This is a genomic window from Allocatelliglobosispora scoriae, from assembly GCF_014204945.1.
Lineage (GTDB): Bacteria > Actinomycetota > Actinomycetes > Mycobacteriales > Micromonosporaceae > Allocatelliglobosispora > Allocatelliglobosispora scoriae.
The window spans coordinates 2879797-2897221 of sequence record NZ_JACHMN010000003.1; the positions used below are offsets into that span (position 1 = coordinate 2879797).

Consider the following 17425-nt stretch of genomic DNA (forward strand, 5'->3'; position numbering starts at 1 on the left):
CCGCTCACTGGTTGACGCCTTGCAACATACGGGATACCTTGCCGTATCGCGCAAGCAATATCCAGAGGGGTTTTCTCACATGGCTTCGGAAACGAGCAGCAACCAGAGCGTCGAGCGTGCGCTCGGGGTCCTGCGGGTGTTCACAGCCGGGCGCGCCGAGCTGCGGGTCTCCGACGTGGCGAGCGCCGTCGGCCTGACCCTGTCGACCGCGTCGCGGCTGCTGGCGACCCTGGAGACGGCCGGCTTCGTGGACCGGGACCCGGTGAGCGGCCTCTACCGCCTGGGCCTGGACATGGTCTCCTTCGGCGGCGCCGTGCTCAACAGCCACCCGGTGCACCGCGAGGCCCGCCAGGTCGCCCAGAACCTCGCCGCGGAACTCGGACTCGGCGCCAACGTCGCGATCCGCCGCGGCGACGAGCTGTTCTACCTGCTCAACTTCGAGGGCCGCTCGGCGCCCCGGCCGTTCGTCCTCTCCGGCCAGCGCAACCCGCTGCACTCCACCGGCCTGGGCAAGGCCCTGCTCAGCGGGCTCAGCCCGACCGAGCGGCGGGTGCTGCTGGAGGACCTGCCCGCATACACCCCCCGGACGGTGACGACGCACGCCGCGCTCGACGAGGCGATCGCGCAGACCGTGGCGCGGGGCTACGCGAGCGAGGTGGAGGAGCTGGCACTGGGCCGAGCCTGCGTCGCTGCGGCGATCCGCGATGGATCCGGCGCCGTGGTCGCAGCGCTCTCGGTCTCGGGCCCACTTTCTGCAATCGACTTGCAGAATCGGGAAGCGGTTCTCGCCCGCGCCGTCATCGAGGCCGCCGATTCGATCAGCATGGGCCTCGGCTACCACGGTCCGGCGCGGGTGCCGTCGCAGCAGAGCTACGCGGAGGTGTGGCAATCGTGACCGCCCCCACCGTCGAGCGGCGACCGCTGTCCAACAAGACCTTCGGGTTCCTGCTGACCCTGCCCGCGCTCGTGCTCTTCGGCGCGATCGTCCTCTACCCGCTGGTCGGGTCGCTGACGACGAGCCTGTTCGAGCAGAGCCTGGTGCAGGAGGGCCGGGAGTTCGTCGGGCTCGACAACTTCCGCGCCGTCCTCGACGACCAGTTCTGGCCGGTCCTGTGGAACACGCTCGTCTTCACGGCGCTGGGCACGCTGGTCCCCTTCATCCTCGGCTTCGCCCTGGCGCTGGCGCTCAACACCCGGCTGCCCGGGCGGGCGGTGCTGCGCGGCGCCTTTCTCTTCCCCTGGGTGATCCCGGGCGTCGTCGTCTCCTTCGCCTGGCTGTGGATCTTCAACGCCAACTACGGGCTGCTCAACGGCATCCTCGTCCGGCTCGGCCTCATCGCCGAACCGGTGAGCTGGCTCGGCGACCCCGACACCGCGATGTGGGCGGTGATCGTCGCCAAGTCGTGGGCCAGCTTCCCGTGGATCATGGTGATGCTCCTGGCCGGGCTGCAGACCGTACCCAGCGTCCTGCATGAAGCCGCCGGGATGGACGGCGCGGGAGTCCTGCGGCGGTTCTGGCACGTCACGCTGCCGCACCTGCGCGGCATCATCGGCATCGTGGTGCTGCTGGAGATCATCTGGAACTTCCAGCACTTCGACATGATCTACGTGCTCACCGGCGGCGGCCCGGCCGGCGCCACCACCACCTTCGCCGTCGCCGTCTACGACACCGCGTTCAAGGGCTTCGACCTGGGCCGGGCCGGTGCGCTCGGCGCCCTGTGGCTCGTGCTGCTGCTCGTGCTGGTCGTCGTCTACGTCCGGTTCGCCGAACGGGAGGAGCAACCGTGACCGCCACCGCACACGCCCCGGCGCAGACCGCCACCGTGGTCGTGCCCCCGGCCCGCACCCGCAGGCGCCGGCCGAGCAACTGGGTCGCCGGGATCACCGTCGCCGTCATCGGGGTCTTCGCCTTCGGGCCGGTCTACTGGCTGCTCGTCACGGCGTTCACCCCCAACGACGACGTGTTCCAGTTCCCGCCCCGGTTCTGGCCGGAGCACTTCACCCTGGAGCACTTCACCAACCTCGCCGACAACGCGGTGCTGGGGCGCTACCTCGTCAACAGCCTCATCGTCTCGACGCTCACCGCACTGCTCACGGTGCTCGTCTCGGCCTACACCGCCTACTCCTTCAGCAAGTTCCGCTACCGGGGGCGCAAGTCGCTGATGTCGCTGATCCTGGCGTCGCAGATGTTCCCGCAGGCACTGCTGCTGATCACGCTCTACCTCGTCTTCAGCGCCTATGGACTGCTCAACTCCTACCTGGCGCTGATCCTGTCCTTCACCACCTTCACGCTGCCGCTGTGCGTCTGGATGCTCAAGGGGTTCTTCGACACGATCCCCAACGAGCTGCTGGAAGCGGCGAAGGTCGACGGTGCCGGGCAGTTCGCCATCATCCACCGCATCCTGCTGCCGGTATCCCTGCCCGGCCTCGTCGCCACCGGCCTGTTCGCCTTCATCCGGGGCTGGAACGACTTCATCTTCGCCCTCACCCTCGCCGGACCGGAGAAGCAGACCCTGCCGCCCGGCCTCGTCAACACCTACCTCGGGGAGTTCCAGGCCGCGTGGCCCGACCTCATGGCCGCCTCGCTCGTCGTGTCCCTCCCCGTCGTCATCGGCTTCGTCATCCTGCAGCGCTACCTCGTCGCCGGGCTCACCGCCGGCGCGGTCAAGGGCTGAGCACCACCCTGCACCCCTCCCTGAAGATCCAGCGCAAATCCCCTGGAGAACAACGATGTCTCTGTCACCGATGAACCGCCGCAACGCGTTCAAGCTGCTCGGCCTCGCCGCCGGAGCCAGTGCCCTCGCCGCCTGCGCCCCCTCGGGCAGCAAGTCCGAGACCTCCGGCGACCCGCTCGCCGAGAACGGCGTGAAGAACTTCAACTTCACCGCCTGGTCGCTCAACGAGGCCTCCACCAAGGACGCCCTCACCGGCCTCGTCGACACCTACGCCGGTGCCTCCGGCGGCAAGATCACGACCGCGTCGTACCCCTACAACGACTACCTCAACCAGCTCCTGCTCCAGGTACGCGGCGGCAGCCTCAGCGGTGTCGTGCAGCTCGACGTGGCGTGGCTGGCGACGCTCGCCGCCACCGGCAAGCTCGTCGACCTCGGGCCCCTCGTCGCCCAGGGCGGCTACACCGACGCCGCCGTCGGCATCGGCAAGGCGGCCGGCAAGCAGTACGGCCTGCCGTGGACCTCGGCCGGCATCGGCCTCATCGGCAACTCGGAGCTGCTCGGCCGGGCCGGCATCACCGCCGCCCCGAAGACGATCGACGAGTTCGAGCAGGCGCTGCGGGCACTCAAGGGCCTCGGCGGCGGCGTCGTACCGTGGGCCGCGATGACGAAGGTCGACCAGCTCAAGGACTTCATCGCCTGGATGTGGGCCTTCGGCTCGCCGGTCGTCGAGAACGGCAAGATCACGGTCGGCGACGACGCGAGTGTCGAGGCGCTGATCTGGTACAAGAAGCTCTACGACGAGAAGCTCACCGCACCGGACGTCAACCGCTTCGACGCCCGCGCGCTCTTCTCCCAGGGCAAGGTCGGCTTCTACGAGGACGCGATCGGCGGCCGGGGCGCGGTCACCAAGACGGCGCCCGACAAGGAGCTCGGCTCCAAGCTGATGCCGATCTCCCGCCCGGTCAAGGCGTCCGGCGACACCCCGCGCCACCTCGCCTGGGGCCACGCGCTCGCCGTCCTGCAAGGTGAGGGCTCCGGTGCCGCGGCGAAGTTCGCCTCGACGATCACCAGCGACCCGGCGTACACGGCGAAGTGGTTCAAGACCGCGGGCCTGCCGCCGACGACGAAGGCCGGACTCGCGACCTCCGACGTGACCAGCGATGCCTATATCGCGGCCTTCACCAGCACGATCGGCGCCAACACCACGCCGGACCCGTTCTGGATCTACCCGAAGTTCGCGCAGATCGAGACGGCGCTCGCCAACGCGGTGCAGTCGGCGCTGATCGGCAAGGCCGCCCCGAAGGAGGCTCTCGCCACGGCGAAGTCCCAGATGGACGCCCTGACCTCATGAGTGCCGACGGCGGGCTCGGCCGAGTGATCGCCATCATCAGGCTGCCGTCCGCCGAGGACGCGGTCCGCGTCGGCGAGATCATCGCCGGCGCGGGCCTCACCGCGGTCGAGGTCACCCTGACCACCCCCGGCGCGCTCGACGCGGTCACCGCGCTGCGTGCCGCCCTCCCGGCATCGTGCCTGGTGGGAGCGGGCAGCGTGCGTACGCCGCAGCAGGCGCTGTCGGCGCGCGACGCGGGGGCGCAGTTCCTCGTCACCCCGACCCTGAAGCTGCCCGTCCTCGCCGCCACCGCCCTGCCGGTGATGTGCGGCGCGTTCAGCCCCACCGAGATCGAGACGGCGTCCGAGGCGGGCGCCGCCCTGGTCAAGGTCTTCCCGGCCGGGGCGATGGGCCCGAGCTATGTCCGCGAACTCCTCGCCCCCATGCCGGAGTTGAAGCTGGCCCCCACCGGCGGCGTCACCCCCGACCTGGTCGGCGCCTACGCGGCAGCCGGTGCGGTGGCGGTAGGCGTAGGCAGCGCCCTGGTCAGCGCCGCCCTGGTCGCGTCCCGGGACTGGCCCGCCCTGCACACCCGAGCCACCGCCTTCGCCACCGCCGCAGCGGCGGCCTGGCCCGACAATTCCTGTTGATCAAGGGAAGACTCGCCGCATATCGGACCCCCGTGATGGTGAGTCTTCCCTTGATCAACGCGAAATAGCTGTAGCGCAGCGTGACCGGAGCCGCGGCGGAATCGCCGTGGCTGGGTGGGGTGCGTCTTTTTCGACCTGTGAGACGGGAGGCGGTGTGCCATGCGGTTCATGCGGATCGGATCGGTCGGGCTTGAACGGCCCGCGGCGATGGATCGGGACGGGACGGTCTTCGACCTCTCGGCGATCACGCCGGACGTGGGCGGGGACTTCCTCGCCCACGGCGGGGTGGACCGCGCCGAGGTGGCCGTCGCCGCCGGCGGGCTGCCCGTGCTGGACCTCGCGGGGCAGCGGATCGGTGCGCCGATCGCGCGGCCGGGGAAGGTGGTCTGCGTCGGGCCCAACTTCCGCAAGCCGGGGGTGACCGACTACCCGGACGAGCCGGCGCTCTTCCTCAAGGCGGCCGGCACCGTCGTCGGCCCCGACGACACGGTGCTGCTGCCGCGCGGGGGAACCGCCGTCGACTGGGAGGTGGAGCTCGCCGTCGTCATCGGGGCGACCGCCCGCTACCTGGACTCGCCGGCTGACTCGAAGGGCGTGATCGGGGGATTCGCGGTCTCGCACGATGTCTCCGAGCGGGCCTTCCAGCACGAGCGGGGCGGCACCATCGACAAGGGCAAGAGCTGCGAGACCTTCAACCCGCTCGGGCCGTGGCTCGTCACCCCCGACGAGCTCGGCGACGCCGACGGGCTGGGCATGCGCCTGTGGGTCGACGGGGTGCTCCGCCAGAACGGCACCACCAGCGACATGGTCTTCGATGTCGCCTACCTCGTCTGGTACGCCAGCCAGTTCATGGTCCTGGAACCCGGCGACGTCATCAACTGCGGCACCCCGCCCGGGTGCGCGATCGGGCTGCCGGACAAGCCCTACCTGCGCGCCGGTCAGATCGTCGAGATCGAGATCGACGGCCTGGGCCGCCAGCGCCAGGTCATCGGCCAGGCCTGAGGGAGGGCGGATGCGCGACACGATCGAGTCGGTGGCGTCGCGGACGCTCGACCACGACTACCGGGTCTGGGGATTCGGCGAGGGGATGGCCCTGCTGGGGCTGCTCCGCGCCGGAGACCGCTACGACCGTCCGGAGTGGATCGACGCGGTCGCCGACCTCGTCGTGCCCTCCCTCGGATGGCGGGCGGAGCCGACCGACCACCTCATCCCGGTCGAGGTGCTCGTCGAACTGCACCGGCTGCGGCCGGGGATCCGGGTCGACGCGGCGGTCGCCCGCTTCGTCGCCGCCGTCTGGCGCGACGGCGCCCCGCTGCCGGTGCACCGGCCCGACCTGGTCGAGCTCGGCGACACCGTCTGGGTCGACTGCATGCACACCGACTCGCCCGGCCTGGCGCTCGCCGGGCAGCCGGACGCCGCCACCGCCGCGATGACCCTCGCGTGTGCCCGGTTGCAGGACGAGTCCGGACTATTCAGTCACGGGTTCACCACCTCGACCGGGCTCGCCAACGGTGTCCACTGGGGACGCGGGCAGGGCTGGGCGCTGCACGGCCTCGTGGCGCTCCCACCGGCCGATCCGGAGCGGGACGCCGCCTACGGCGCGCTGCGGCGCAGGGCTTCCCGACTGCTGGCGGCGCTGGCCCGCCACGAGAACGGCCCCGGCAGAGGCTCGGAGAACGGCCCCGGCAGAGGCCCCGAGAACGGCGCCGCGAACGGTCCCGAGGATCGGCACGAACGCGACGGGACCTGGCGCACCATCGTCGACGACCCGGCCGCCCCGGTCGAGCACAGCGTCTCGGCGCTGGTGGCGGCCGGGATCTACCACGGTCTGCGTACCGGGATGGTGGATCCGAGCCGGCGTGCCCTCGCCGACCGGAGCCTCCGCGCGGCCGTGACCGCCCTCGACGGCTACGGCGGGCTGCCGGTCTCGGCAGCCACCCCGGCCGGAACCACCGACAGCTACCTCCACCGCACCACCGGCGTCTTCCCGTGGGGCCAGGGCCCGCTCCTGCTCGCGCTCCTCGACGCCGCGACCCCTTGATATCCGTTCACCCGCTCCCACCCGAAACCCCGTCCTCCCGGAGGCGTCAATGTCCCTGCCACGCCGCGATATTCTGAAGATCATCGGTGCCGGTTCCGCCGGTGCGCTCCTGCCCACCTCCCTCTTCGCGAGCAGCGCCGAAGCGCTCGCACCCGGCCACGCCGTCACCGCCGGGCAGGTCGACGTCAGCCTCGACGGGGTGTGGAAGTTCGCCACCGACCCCGGCCGGACCGGTGAGGCGAGCGGCTTCGCCGGCACCGCCCTCAACGACACCGCCTGGGCCGACCAGCTCGTCCCGGGCAACTGGGACGCCCACGACTCCTACGCCAACTACCGGGGTCTCGCCTGGTACCGCGAGAAGGTGCCGAGCCCCGCCCACACCGCCGGGCAGGTGGTGCGGCTGCGCTTCGAAGCCGCCTACTACCAGGCGAAGGTCTGGTTCAACGGCACGCTGCTCGGCGAGCACAAGGGCGGCTACACCGCGTTCGAGTACGACGTGACGGCCCTGCTCGCCGGGTCCGGCGACAACACGATCGCGGTCGCCGTCGACAACACCTACTCCGTGGGTGCTTGGTGGCCGTGGGGCGGGATCAGCCGGTCGATCGGGTTCACCGTCAACGACGCGGTGCGGATCGAACGCCAGCACGTCATCACCACCGTCACCCTGGCCGGACCGTCGGCGCAGCTCAAGAACTGGGTGACCGTCTCCAACAGGTCCGCGACCGCGCAGACCGTGACGCTGACCGGTGTCGTCAGCAACGCCGCCGGGCAGGTGCTCGCGGGAGTCACCGTGCCGAGCGTGCAGGTGACCGTCCCGGCCGGCGGCAGCACCGAAGGGCTCTTCACCGTCAACCTGCCGACCGGCAGCTTCGCGCTGTGGGGCCTGGACCAGCCCAACCTCTACACGTTCACCACCACGGCTAAGGTCGGCGGCACCGTCCGGCACGCGCTCGCCGACCGGTTCGGGCTGCGCACCGTGCAGGTGCAGGGCACGTCGCTGCTGCTCAACGGCGAGCCGGTCCGCCTCAACGGCTACAACCGGGTCGGCGACGACCGGGTCGTCGGTGCCACCGAGCCGACCTACCTGATCCGCCGGGACCTGGACCGGATGAAGGCGTCCGGCGCCGCCATGTCCCGCATCCACCACGTCGCCCAGGCCCCGGAGCTGCTCGATTACGCCGACGAGAAGGGGCTGCTCATCATCGAGGAGATCCCGGTCTGGGGGAGCGGCGCCAACCTCAACCCGACCGACCCGGTGACGGTCGGGCAGCTCACCGACATGATCCGCCGCGACTACAACCACCCGTCGGTGATCGCCTGGTCGGTGGCGAACGAGATCCAGGGCGCCAGCGCCGCCGGGCGCGCCTACGTGCACGACATCATCGACTACGCGCGGTCCACACTGGACAGCACCCGCCTCTACACCTACGTCTCCAACAGCTTCGGCAGCGCCGCCACGGGGGCCGACGAGGCGCTGCAGTACACGGACTTCGCCTGCATCAACATGTACGGCGGGTTCGGCAGCGGCGCCGACCACGTGCACAACCTCTACCCGAACAAGCCGATCTTCGTCAGCGAGTACAGCTCGGACTCCTTCACCTTCCCGATCACCCGCGAGGACGTCGACTTCACCACCAGCTCGGCGGCGACCGCGACCGCGTTCACCGGGCGGCCCTGGCTGATCGGGTCGTCGCACTGGACCTACAACGACTACCGCAGCAACTACAGCGGCACCTCGCCGAACCAGGTCCGCGGCTGGGGCATCCAGAACGTGTGGGGGCAGCTCAAGCGGGCGTACCCGCAGCTGCAGGCGACGAACGCGCCGATCCGGTCGCTCGCGATCACCACCTCGGCCGGGTCCGGCGCGCGGCTGAGCCTGCTCACGCTGACGCCGCGGGGGACCCTCGCCACCGACGCGCCCGCCTACATCCTGCGCGGCTACCGGCTCGCCTGGCAGGTGACGAACGCCGCCGGTCAGGTGCTCGACGGGCGTCTCATCGACCTGCCGGAGATCGCGCCCGGCGCCGCGCCGATCCAGGTCGGCGTCGGTTGGACCGACCCGGGCACGGCGGTCGGGCAGCGGTTGACGCTGCTCAGCCCGCTCGGCTACGAGATGGCGGTCACCACCGCCGACCTGCGGTTGCCGTCCACGCCGGGCGGCATCACGACCGTCGCCGCCGACGGGGCGCTGCGGATCGCGTTCGCACCGGTCGCGGGAGCCGTCGGCTACCAGGCCACCGCCACGGTCGGCTCGACCGTCGTCACCTCCGTCGACACGGCCGACCCGTTCATCGACATCACCGGGCTGGCCAACGGCACGGCCTACCAGGTGTCGGTCAAGGCCCGCAACGGCTTCGGCAGCTCCGCGGCGTCGGCGCCGGTCACGGTCACCCCGTCGGCGGGGGCGCTCGGCCTGCCGCCGCGCTGGCAGGACCTCGCCCCGATCCCGGGCGGCCTCGTCGCCGGGTTCATGACGGTGCCGAACGCCGTCAGCTACCAGGTCGAGGTGAGCACCGGCGGGACCGTGGTCCGCGACTACCTGACCACGCTGAAGGCGTCGACCAGGATCGAGGGCCTCGCGGCCGGGCAGGCGCACAGCGTCCGGATCCGGGCCCGCAACGCCTCCGCCGTCATCACCGCCTGGTCGGAGCCCCGGACCGCCGCGACCCAGGGGACGATCACCACGACCGTCCACGGTGCGCTGCGCGGCGACGACAGCCTCGGCGTCCGCATCACGCCGGACCGCTATGCCGAGCGGCACGAGGTCGCCGTCACCGGCGGTGCCACCCACGTCATCGAGGCGGCCGCGGTCGACCTGCTGACCGTGCCGGGCCTGTCTGCCGACCAGAACCACACGCTCGCGGTGCGCACCCAGACCGCCACCGGCTGGTCGTCACCGGTCACCGTCACCGCCAGGACCAGACCCACCACCCCCGGGGGTACGCCGACCGCACCCACCGGTCTGACCAGCGCCAACAGCGGCGGCCAGACGACGCTCACCTGGACCGCCGTGGCCGGGGCCGAGGGCTACCTCGTCACCGTCGACGACTGCGGTGCCGAGACACCACTGGCGACCGTAGCCGGTGTCACCAGCCTCCTGCTAGGCACGATCGCCGAGGCGGCCGGACGGACACACCGGGTCCGCGCGGTCACCTCGGGCGGGATCAGCGCGGGGTCGTCGGCGTACCTGGTGCCCGGCACGCCCGGACCACGGCAGGTCGTGCTCACCGTCGCGGCGACCGCGCCGAACTGCTCCGGCACCGTCGGTTACACCGAGACGACCGGCACCTGGTCGGCGAGCTCCCTCATCGGCGTCGACGGCACCCCGAGCCGTTACAGCGACACCGCCGGTGCCACCGCCACCTGGCGGCCGACGATCGCCGCGGCCGCCAGCTACAAGGTCGAGATCTGGGTGCCGGCGAATTCGCTCAGCACCACCGCCGCCCAGTACGCCGTCACCCACACCGGCGGCACCGCGACCGTCGCGGTCAACCAGGTGACCCAGTCGGGTGCCTGGATCACCCTCGGCACCTGGGCGATGGCGGCGGGCGCGGGCAAGGTCGTCACGAGCTTCAGCGGCGGGTTCCTGCGGACCAACGCGATCCGCTTCACCCCGGTGGTGTGACCGCGATGAAGGTCGTCTCCGTCGAGGCGTTCCCGCTGCTCGCCGAGCCGATCGGCGAGCGCTACTGGGGAGCCAGGGCCTGGAGCACCAGCGGGGCCGCGCTCGGGACCTACCCGGTGCGGGCGCGGCGGCGCTACGCCTACTCCGCCACGATCGACACCGTCCTGGTGCGGGTCGAGACGAGCGACGGCGTCGTCGGGTGGGGCGAGTCCAAGGCGCCCGTCGCCGCCCGGGTCACCGCCGCGCTCGTCACGGAGCTGCTCGTGCCGCTCGTCGTCGGCAGCTCCGTCGACGAGATCGCGGTGACGTGGGAGCGGATGTACGCCGCGATGCGGGTCCGGGGGCACGACGCCGGGTTCTGGCTGGAAGCCGTCGCCGGGGTGGACATCGCGCTGTGGGACGCCTGGGGACGGACCCTGGGCCAGCCGGTGCACAGCCTCCTCGGTGGCGGGTTCCGGGTGGGCGTACCCGTCTATGCCTCGGGAATCCCCGCGGCGCCCGCGGGCTCCGGCGATGCTGGACTCGCGACGGTCCGCCAGACCGCGCAGCGGTTGCGCGACGCCGGCTGGACCGCCGCGAAGGTCGCGATCGGGGTGACCCCGGAGCGCGACCTCGCCTCGGTCGCCGAGGTGGCGGCGGTGCTGCCGACCGTCTACGCCGACGCAGCCGGGCAGTACGACGTGCGCCAGGCCCTGCGGGTCGGGCGCGGGCTGCAGGACCTCGGCGTCGGCTTCTTCGAGATGCCGGTGCCGCCCGAGCAGCTCGACGACTACCGGCTGCTCGCCGACCGGCTCGACCTGCCGATCGCCCTGGACTCCCTCGCCAACCGCTACCAGGCGTTGGAGTTCCTCCGCGCCGGTGCCCTGCACGTCCTGCAACCGGACGTCTGCCGGGCCGGCGGGATCACCGAGACGATGCGGATCGCCGCGCTCGCCGACGCCTTCGGCGCGCAGGCCACCCCGCACGTGAGCATCGGCTCGGCGGTGCACTTCGCAGCGAGCCTGCAGTGCGCGGCAGCGATGCCCAACATCGAGGTCATGGAGCACTGGATCGTCGAGAACCCGCTCGCCGCCGTCGCCACCGACCTCGACGCACCCCTCCCCGGGCCGGGCGGACCGATGGTCCGCACCGTGCCCACCGCGCCCGGCCTGGGCATCACCGTCGACGAACCGACGGTGCGGCGCCTCGCCGGGCAGTCAGTCAAGGAGTGTCATGCGTAGAACAACGCTGGTCGGTGTCGCGGTCCTCGCGGCTCTGGCCCTGCTCCCACCCGGCTCGGCGAGCGCCGCGGCCGTCATCACCACCGTCCCCTACACCATCGACTCGTCCAACCAGGCGGCCTGGTGGTCGCCGCTGGAGACCCACGTCACCGGCAACCAGTACGCCTACCTGGCCTTCAACGAACCCGGCGCCACCGCCGGGACGCACAAGGTCGCGATCGCCCGCCGCGACAACGCCGGTGCCTGGACCAGGCTGCCGGTGATGAACGGCGGGTCCCAGGCCGAGTACACCGACGACATCGGCCACAACCAGCCCTCGATGGCCCGCGACGGCAGCGGACGCTTCCACGTCTTCGCCTCCATGCACAACAACGCGTGGCGCTACTTCCGCTCCGACACCGTCGGCGGCAACCCGCAGAACCACTCCGCCGACCTGCCCGACCAGGGCGTCGGCGTCACCTACCCGGTGGTGACGGTCGCGCCCAACGGCGACCTGTATCTCATCGCCCGCCTCGACGGCGCCACCGCCCGGTCCGGGCGCCTCTACCGCTGGACCAACGCGACCTCGACCTGGTCGCTGATCGGGAAGTTCGCCGAGTCGGCCAACCGGGCCGTCTACCCCGACGACCTGCAGTTCGACAGCGCGGGCAACCTGCACATCCTGTGGGAGTGGGGGCTGTACCCCGCGACCGCGTTCCGGCACGAGCTGAGCTACCTGCGCTATCAGCCGTCGACCGGCGTCTTCACCGACCGCAGCGGGGCCGTCGAGACCGTGCCGGTCAGCCTCGCCACCGCCGACATCATCCAGCCGCTGGAGGCGAACGAGGTCTACGGCGGCAACGCCAGCACCGGACCCGCCGTGCAGAGCGCCAAGCTCACCCTCGACGGCACGAGTCCCAAGGTCGCCTACCGCTACCGCAACACCGCCAGCGGTGCCACCTTCATGGTCCGCTACGCCTGGGTGACCGGGGGAGCGTGGTCGCACGACACCGTCTACTCCGCGAGCCAGACCTCGGCCGCGATCGACATCACCTGGCACCCCACGGACGGCAAGCGGATCTACTACATCACCACCACCGGCACCGACCGGGTCTTCATGGCCACCCTGCCCGCGACGACCTGGGTCAGCGCCTCCGTCGCACCCGGCAAGGTCATCGACCGGCTCGCCGTCGAGCGCGACGCGACCGGCACCGACATCCTCTACCTCGCCGACTCCGCCGGCGGGCACCTCTATTACGGGAGGAACTAATGCGCCGCCTTGTCATCTTCACCGCTGTGGCCGCATGCGCCGCCGCCCTGGTCACCGCCGCTCCGGCGCAGGCCGACCCGGTCGGCACCGGCTGGACGCTCGCCTTCAACGACGACTTCAACGGCACCGCCGTCGACACCGCGAAGTGGAACTTCCGCACCGACGTCAAGGCGTTCAGCGCGCAGCGCCCGGAGAACGTCACGGTCGCCGGTGGGTTGATGAGCATCAACCTCAAACAGGAGGCGTACGCCGGGAAGAGCTTCACCGGTGGCGGTCTCATCAGCAAGCAGGCGCTGCGCTACGGGTATTACGAGACCCGGGCGAAGATCAACGACGGGGTGGGCTGGCACAGCTCCTACTGGCTGATGGCCGGGGACGGCAGCACCACCTTCGGACCGGAGCGGCGAACCGAGATCGACGGCTTCGAGATCGACTCGAAGTCGTCGCCGACGGCGCTGAATACCAACCACTCCGGCGTCCACGCCTGGAACGGCACCTCCACCATCGACGCCTACCACCCGGGCTCCACCTACAACACCGGGCTGGACCTGCGGCAATGGCACGTCTACGGCATCGACTGGTCCGAGACGTCGGTGAAGTTCCTCATCGACGGCGTGCTGAAATACACCGCGCCCTACACCCCGGCGCAGTGGACGCACGACTACACCAACATCTGGCTCACCAGCATCGGCTACGGCACGTCACCGGACCCGGCGTTCCTGCCGACGGCGGTGCAGTTCGACTACATCAAGTACTGGCAGCGCGACTACTACCTCGACAACGACGGTCCGGCCGCCTACGGCTACTCCGAGACCGGCACCTGGCTCGCCTCCACGCTGAACGGCTGGAACTACACCTCGCCCAGCCGATACGCCGCCTGCCACAGTGCGGGCAACACCGCCACCTGGCGGCCCAACCTGGGTGCGGCCGGGAACTACGAGGTATTCGTCTACAAGATCGCCGCTGCCAACAGCGACAGCAACGTCCGCTACGACACCGTCCACAATGGTGTCACCAGCACGTCGTACGTCAACGGTACGACCGGCACGTCGGGATGGGTGTCGCTCGGCTCCTACTCCTTCGCGGCCGGCACGGCTGGATCGGTCAAGCTGACCTCCAGCGGTTCGGGCTGTGCCCGGGCCGACGCGGTCAAGTTCGTCCGGGCCTGACCAGCCCTTCGTGATCGTGGGGCGGGACCGTGCCGGGCCCGCCCCACCCGTGACGGCCCCTTCAGGTGGTGGCGCAGAAGCTGACCGTGACCCGGACCAGGGTCTGGCGGGCGGCGTCCTGCCAGTCGCGCTGCAGGCTGACGCAGGCGCCGGGGTTCAGATCGGGGTGGACGGAGAAGTCCACCGAGCCGTGCGCGAACGGCTGCGACCGGAACGCCCCGACCTGGTCGAGCTCGAACTCGACCGTGAACGGGCTGTCCACGTCGACGCTGCCGAAGCTCACGACCTGGAAGGTCGCCGCGTCGTCGACCGGCAGGCTGCCGCCGAGCCCGGAGCAGACGACGGTCGGGCGGCCGGGGCTGCTGGCGAAGACCGGCTGCGCGAGCTCGTCGGTGTGCGCGTCGACGCTGCCCTCCAGCATGAGGCAGCCCCGGCCCTGGCTGGCGACCTGGATGTCGGTGACGGTCACCGAGAAGATGCTCTCGGTGGACTCGAGGACGGGTGCGCCCATCGCCAGGCCCGCCGCAGTGAGTGCAATTACTGAAAGTGACGAAATCATGCTAAAACTGTAGCATTTTGTAAGGCAATGTCCGTTGAAAGTAACGGAGAGTAGTTTTTCGGCGATTCACGGGCTAGAGAGTTGACATCGCAAAAAACGAGCCCACGGATTCGGGAAATGCATGATCGCGTTGTTTCCGGGAAACAGTCCCCTCGCAGGCGGGGTGAGGGCACCGCTTCCCGGAAACAACGCGATCATGCGAGCGGTCGAGGTTCGGATCAGCAGGCGATGGTTCCGCTGCGCAGGGCGTGGCTGCTGGTGTTGCCGTCGTCCGACCACAGCACCGGCTTCAGGCCGCCGGAGCAGGCCGCCGGGGGAGCGATGGCGAAACCTTCGTTGTTGTAGTTCGACATCCCGGTCGGCCGGTTGTAGGTCGTGGTGGCGGCGTACCGGCCCTGCGCGTTGACGACCATGGTGACCGCGCGTCCCTGGCAGGTGTCGTCGCAGGCGGCCCAGAGCCGTCCGGTGGCCGGGTCGAACTCCAGGTCCATGACGGCGGCGAGCCCGCTGGCGATCGTGGCGACCCGGGTGAAGCCGGTGCCCGTCTGGGTCAGTGCGTACGCGTAGACGGTGCCGGTGGCCTCGGCGGCGACGAAGTAGAGCCCGCTGCCGTGGTTGGCGTAGGAGTTCGGGTCGTAGGCCGCACCGGTGTGCTCGTCCCGGAAGCCCGCCGCCGTCAGAGTCGCGTCCGGGACCCAGGTGATCCCTTCGAGACCGCTGTTGGCCGCGACCGACGGCAGGTCGGCGGTGAGGTTCCACTCGGCCGTGGCGTTGAGCGTGGTCGCGGTACCGGCCGCGCTGAATCGCAGAACCTTCTGCAGGCTGGTGCCGCTCTGGTCGTTGTTGCGCTCGGTGACCACCAGGATCCCGTCCGGGGTGACGACCACGCCCTCCGCGTCCGGGTCGCCGGAGCCGTTGGCGTAGCGCAGGGTCTTGCCGGCCGACCAGCCGTTCGCGGTGTCCGCCTGCCACAACGAGCCGTTGGGTATGAGCCGGTAGAGCCTGCCCGGACCGTTCTTCACCGCCCAGACCACACCGGTGCCCTCATAGGACAGTCCGCTGAGGTTGGTGCCGAAGAAGCCGCTGGTGTCGGCGTTGGCGACGGCCGAGCCGCCCGGCCACGCGCTGGGCGGCGGGGGCGGGCAGGCATTGGCCGAGCCCTTGGTGGCCGCGGTGGTGGTGACGAAGGAACCGGTCCCGTTGGCGCACCGGCCATAGGTGGTGGAGGCGTGGCTGGTCCAGGAGTAGGTGTCCACCAGCGTGCTGCCGCCGGGCTGGTAGAGCCGCGCCGAGTCGGCACTTCCCAGTCCGAACGCCGGGTCCACGTCGAGGGCGACGTACCCGCCGGGTGCCAGCGACACGCCCGACCCGATCGTGAACGTGTGACTGCTGTCGTTGTCCTTCACCACCCAGCCGGACAGGCTCACCGCAGTGGTGCCGATGTTGGTCAGCTCCACCCAGTCGCCGGGGCTGCCACCGCTGGACTCGACCTCGTTGATGCGGATGTCCGCGGCGTCCGCGTGTGCCGCCGGGCTGAGCAGTCCGACAGTCGCCACCCCGACGAGGACCGCCATGGTGAGCCGAAAGATACGCACAGTGGTTCTTCCCTTCACAGCTACGGCGAAGCCCACGATCATGGGCTTCGCCGTATCGTTCATCGGGGCCACGGCTGCGAGCTGAACAACGGACGAACGCAGCGGTGACCCCGGCTGTCAGGAATATTTCGCCTGCTCCACGGTGAAGACGTTGCGGGTGCCCTCGTTCTCGCGAACCGTCCACAGCAGATCCGGACCGTCGGCGTCCTCCCAGTAGGAGAGCCCTTCGGTCACCGAGACCCAGGTGAACGACTTCGCCGCCGCTCCCGGCTCCCAGTAGTAGAGCGCCTTGGGCGAGCTCGCCCCGAACCACCAGCGCCCGTTGTGGGACACCGCGCCCTGCACGTGCGGGTAGGTGTAGGTCAGCGCCTCGCTCGCGTGCACCATGCCGTCGGCGCCCGGCTTGAAGACCTGGGTGGTGGCGTCGAGGGGGAAGCGCACCGCGTGCTTCGTCCCGGTGGTCTCGATCCACTCGGTCGTGACGAGGGAGGTCTTGGCCCGGTCCAGACCCAGCGTGGACCACTGCAGTCCCGACGAGCCGGCGTTGCGCACGGTGCCGACCGAGGGCAGCACGTACTTGTAGCCCGCCGACGTGTAGGTGCCGTCGGCTTGGCGGCCGATGCCGTCTCCGGTGCTGACCTGCCAGATCTTGCGCATGTCGAAGACCTCCAGGCCGACCGAGCCGTTGGAGACGTAGAGGTAGTTGCCGTACCAGGAGATGCCCGACGTGTGCATCGTGTAGGCGCTGAAGGTGGGCCTGCCCTGTGCGTCGGTGTAGGGCTTGACCAGCATCAGCTTGCGGTACATGTTGGGGAAGTCGGCGTCCCAGTCGGTTAGGATGATCTTGCTGCGGATGGTGGTGTCGCCCCCGCACTCGTCCTTCTGGTACCAGCTCGTCGCCACGAGCTGGTGGCCGCTGTAGTCACCGCCGGTCGCGTCGCGGGTCGTCGTGAGGCCCTGCGGGAAGGTGTGGCAGTCGGCGGTGTCGTCGGCGTTGAAGCAGAATCCGTCGACCGTCCCGACCAGGGCGCTGAGCGTGCTGGTGTTGCAGAGCGCCCGGCGGTCGTAGTTGGCGTCGTCCATGACGTTGCCGACCGTCTTGCTGGGCAGCAGCGCGTCGAGGGCGGCGGCCGCGGCGGCGTACGCGCCATAGTTGACCTTGATGGCGAACGGTGCCGTCGAGACGACCTTGGGAGTTGCCACCGCGGCCGAGGCCGGCTGGGGCGCCGCTATGAGCGAGACGGCGAGGCCGGCCACGATGACCAGGCCCGTCCTGGCCCACCGATGGGAACGGAGTCGGCGCATGAGCACT

Annotated in this window: 14 protein-coding genes; 11 read left to right on the forward strand and 3 right to left on the reverse strand. The window is 70.4% G+C overall.

From position 1 onward, the window contains the following. The first annotated feature begins 79 nt into the window (after positions 1-79). The 11 genes from F4553_RS39015 to F4553_RS39065 all read left to right on the forward strand — a co-directional run bounded on the left by F4553_RS39015 (position 80) and on the right by F4553_RS39065 (position 13959). Complete coding sequence (locus F4553_RS39015; RefSeq protein ID WP_184846627.1) at positions 80-895, forward strand: IclR family transcriptional regulator; 816 nt, start codon at positions 80-82, stop codon at positions 893-895. After that, positions 892-1788, forward strand: coding sequence for a carbohydrate ABC transporter permease (locus tag F4553_RS39020; protein ID WP_312875554.1), 897 nt, complete (start codon positions 892-894; stop codon positions 1786-1788). The genes F4553_RS39015 and F4553_RS39020 overlap by 4 nt, the downstream gene beginning before the upstream one ends. Continuing rightward, a complete protein-coding gene (locus F4553_RS39025; protein WP_184846629.1) occupies positions 1785-2675 on the forward strand; it encodes a carbohydrate ABC transporter permease in 891 nt (296 codons plus the stop codon). The genes F4553_RS39020 and F4553_RS39025 overlap by 4 nt, the downstream gene beginning before the upstream one ends. A gap of 55 nt (positions 2676-2730) precedes the next feature. Then, entirely contained in the window at positions 2731-4026 is a 1296-nt protein-coding gene (locus F4553_RS39030; protein ID WP_184846630.1) for an extracellular solute-binding protein, read from the forward strand. Further along, complete coding sequence (locus F4553_RS39035) at positions 4023-4655, forward strand: bifunctional 4-hydroxy-2-oxoglutarate aldolase/2-dehydro-3-deoxy-phosphogluconate aldolase (RefSeq protein ID WP_184846631.1); 633 nt, start codon at positions 4023-4025, stop codon at positions 4653-4655. Before F4553_RS39030 ends, F4553_RS39035 begins: the two co-directional genes overlap by 4 nt. Before the next feature lie 159 nt (positions 4656-4814). Further along, on the forward strand, positions 4815-5657 hold the full coding sequence (locus F4553_RS39040; protein WP_184846632.1) for a fumarylacetoacetate hydrolase family protein: 843 nt from the start codon (positions 4815-4817) through the stop codon (positions 5655-5657). Between the two features lie 10 nt (positions 5658-5667). After that, positions 5668-6696, forward strand: a complete 1029-nt coding sequence (locus tag F4553_RS39045; RefSeq protein ID WP_184846633.1) for a glycoside hydrolase family 88 protein — start codon at positions 5668-5670, stop codon at positions 6694-6696. A gap of 49 nt (positions 6697-6745) precedes the next feature. Then, positions 6746-10321: a glycoside hydrolase family 2 TIM barrel-domain containing protein gene (locus F4553_RS39050; protein WP_184846634.1), complete on the forward strand. Its 3576-nt coding sequence runs from the start codon at positions 6746-6748 to the stop codon at positions 10319-10321. A gap of 5 nt (positions 10322-10326) precedes the next feature. Beyond that, the gene (locus tag F4553_RS39055) at positions 10327-11541 is read left to right on the forward strand and encodes a mandelate racemase/muconate lactonizing enzyme family protein (protein WP_246468041.1); all 1215 of its coding nucleotides are present in this window, start codon (positions 10327-10329) and stop codon (positions 11539-11541) included. Next, on the forward strand, positions 11534-12790 hold the full coding sequence (locus F4553_RS39060) for a BNR-4 repeat-containing protein (RefSeq protein ID WP_184846638.1): 1257 nt from the start codon (positions 11534-11536) through the stop codon (positions 12788-12790). Before F4553_RS39055 ends, F4553_RS39060 begins: the two co-directional genes overlap by 8 nt. Continuing rightward, complete coding sequence (locus tag F4553_RS39065) at positions 12790-13959, forward strand: glycoside hydrolase family 16 protein (protein WP_184846640.1); 1170 nt, start codon at positions 12790-12792, stop codon at positions 13957-13959. Before F4553_RS39060 ends, F4553_RS39065 begins: the two co-directional genes overlap by 1 nt. Before the next feature lie 61 nt (positions 13960-14020). On the opposite strand, the gene F4553_RS39070 is transcribed toward F4553_RS39065, so the two are convergent. The 3 genes from F4553_RS39070 to F4553_RS39080 form a co-directional block, all read right to left on the reverse strand. Further along, positions 14021-14518, reverse strand: a complete 498-nt coding sequence (locus F4553_RS39070) for a hypothetical protein (protein WP_184846642.1) — start codon at positions 14516-14518, stop codon at positions 14021-14023. Positions 14519-14736: 218 nt separating this feature from the next. Continuing rightward, complete coding sequence (locus F4553_RS39075; RefSeq protein WP_221470656.1) at positions 14737-16113, reverse strand: lamin tail domain-containing protein; 1377 nt, start codon at positions 16111-16113, stop codon at positions 14737-14739. Positions 16114-16230: 117 nt separating this feature from the next. Further along, positions 16231-17418, reverse strand: a complete 1188-nt coding sequence (locus F4553_RS39080; RefSeq protein WP_184846644.1) for a hypothetical protein — start codon at positions 17416-17418, stop codon at positions 16231-16233. Positions 17419-17425: the final 7 nt, after the last annotated feature.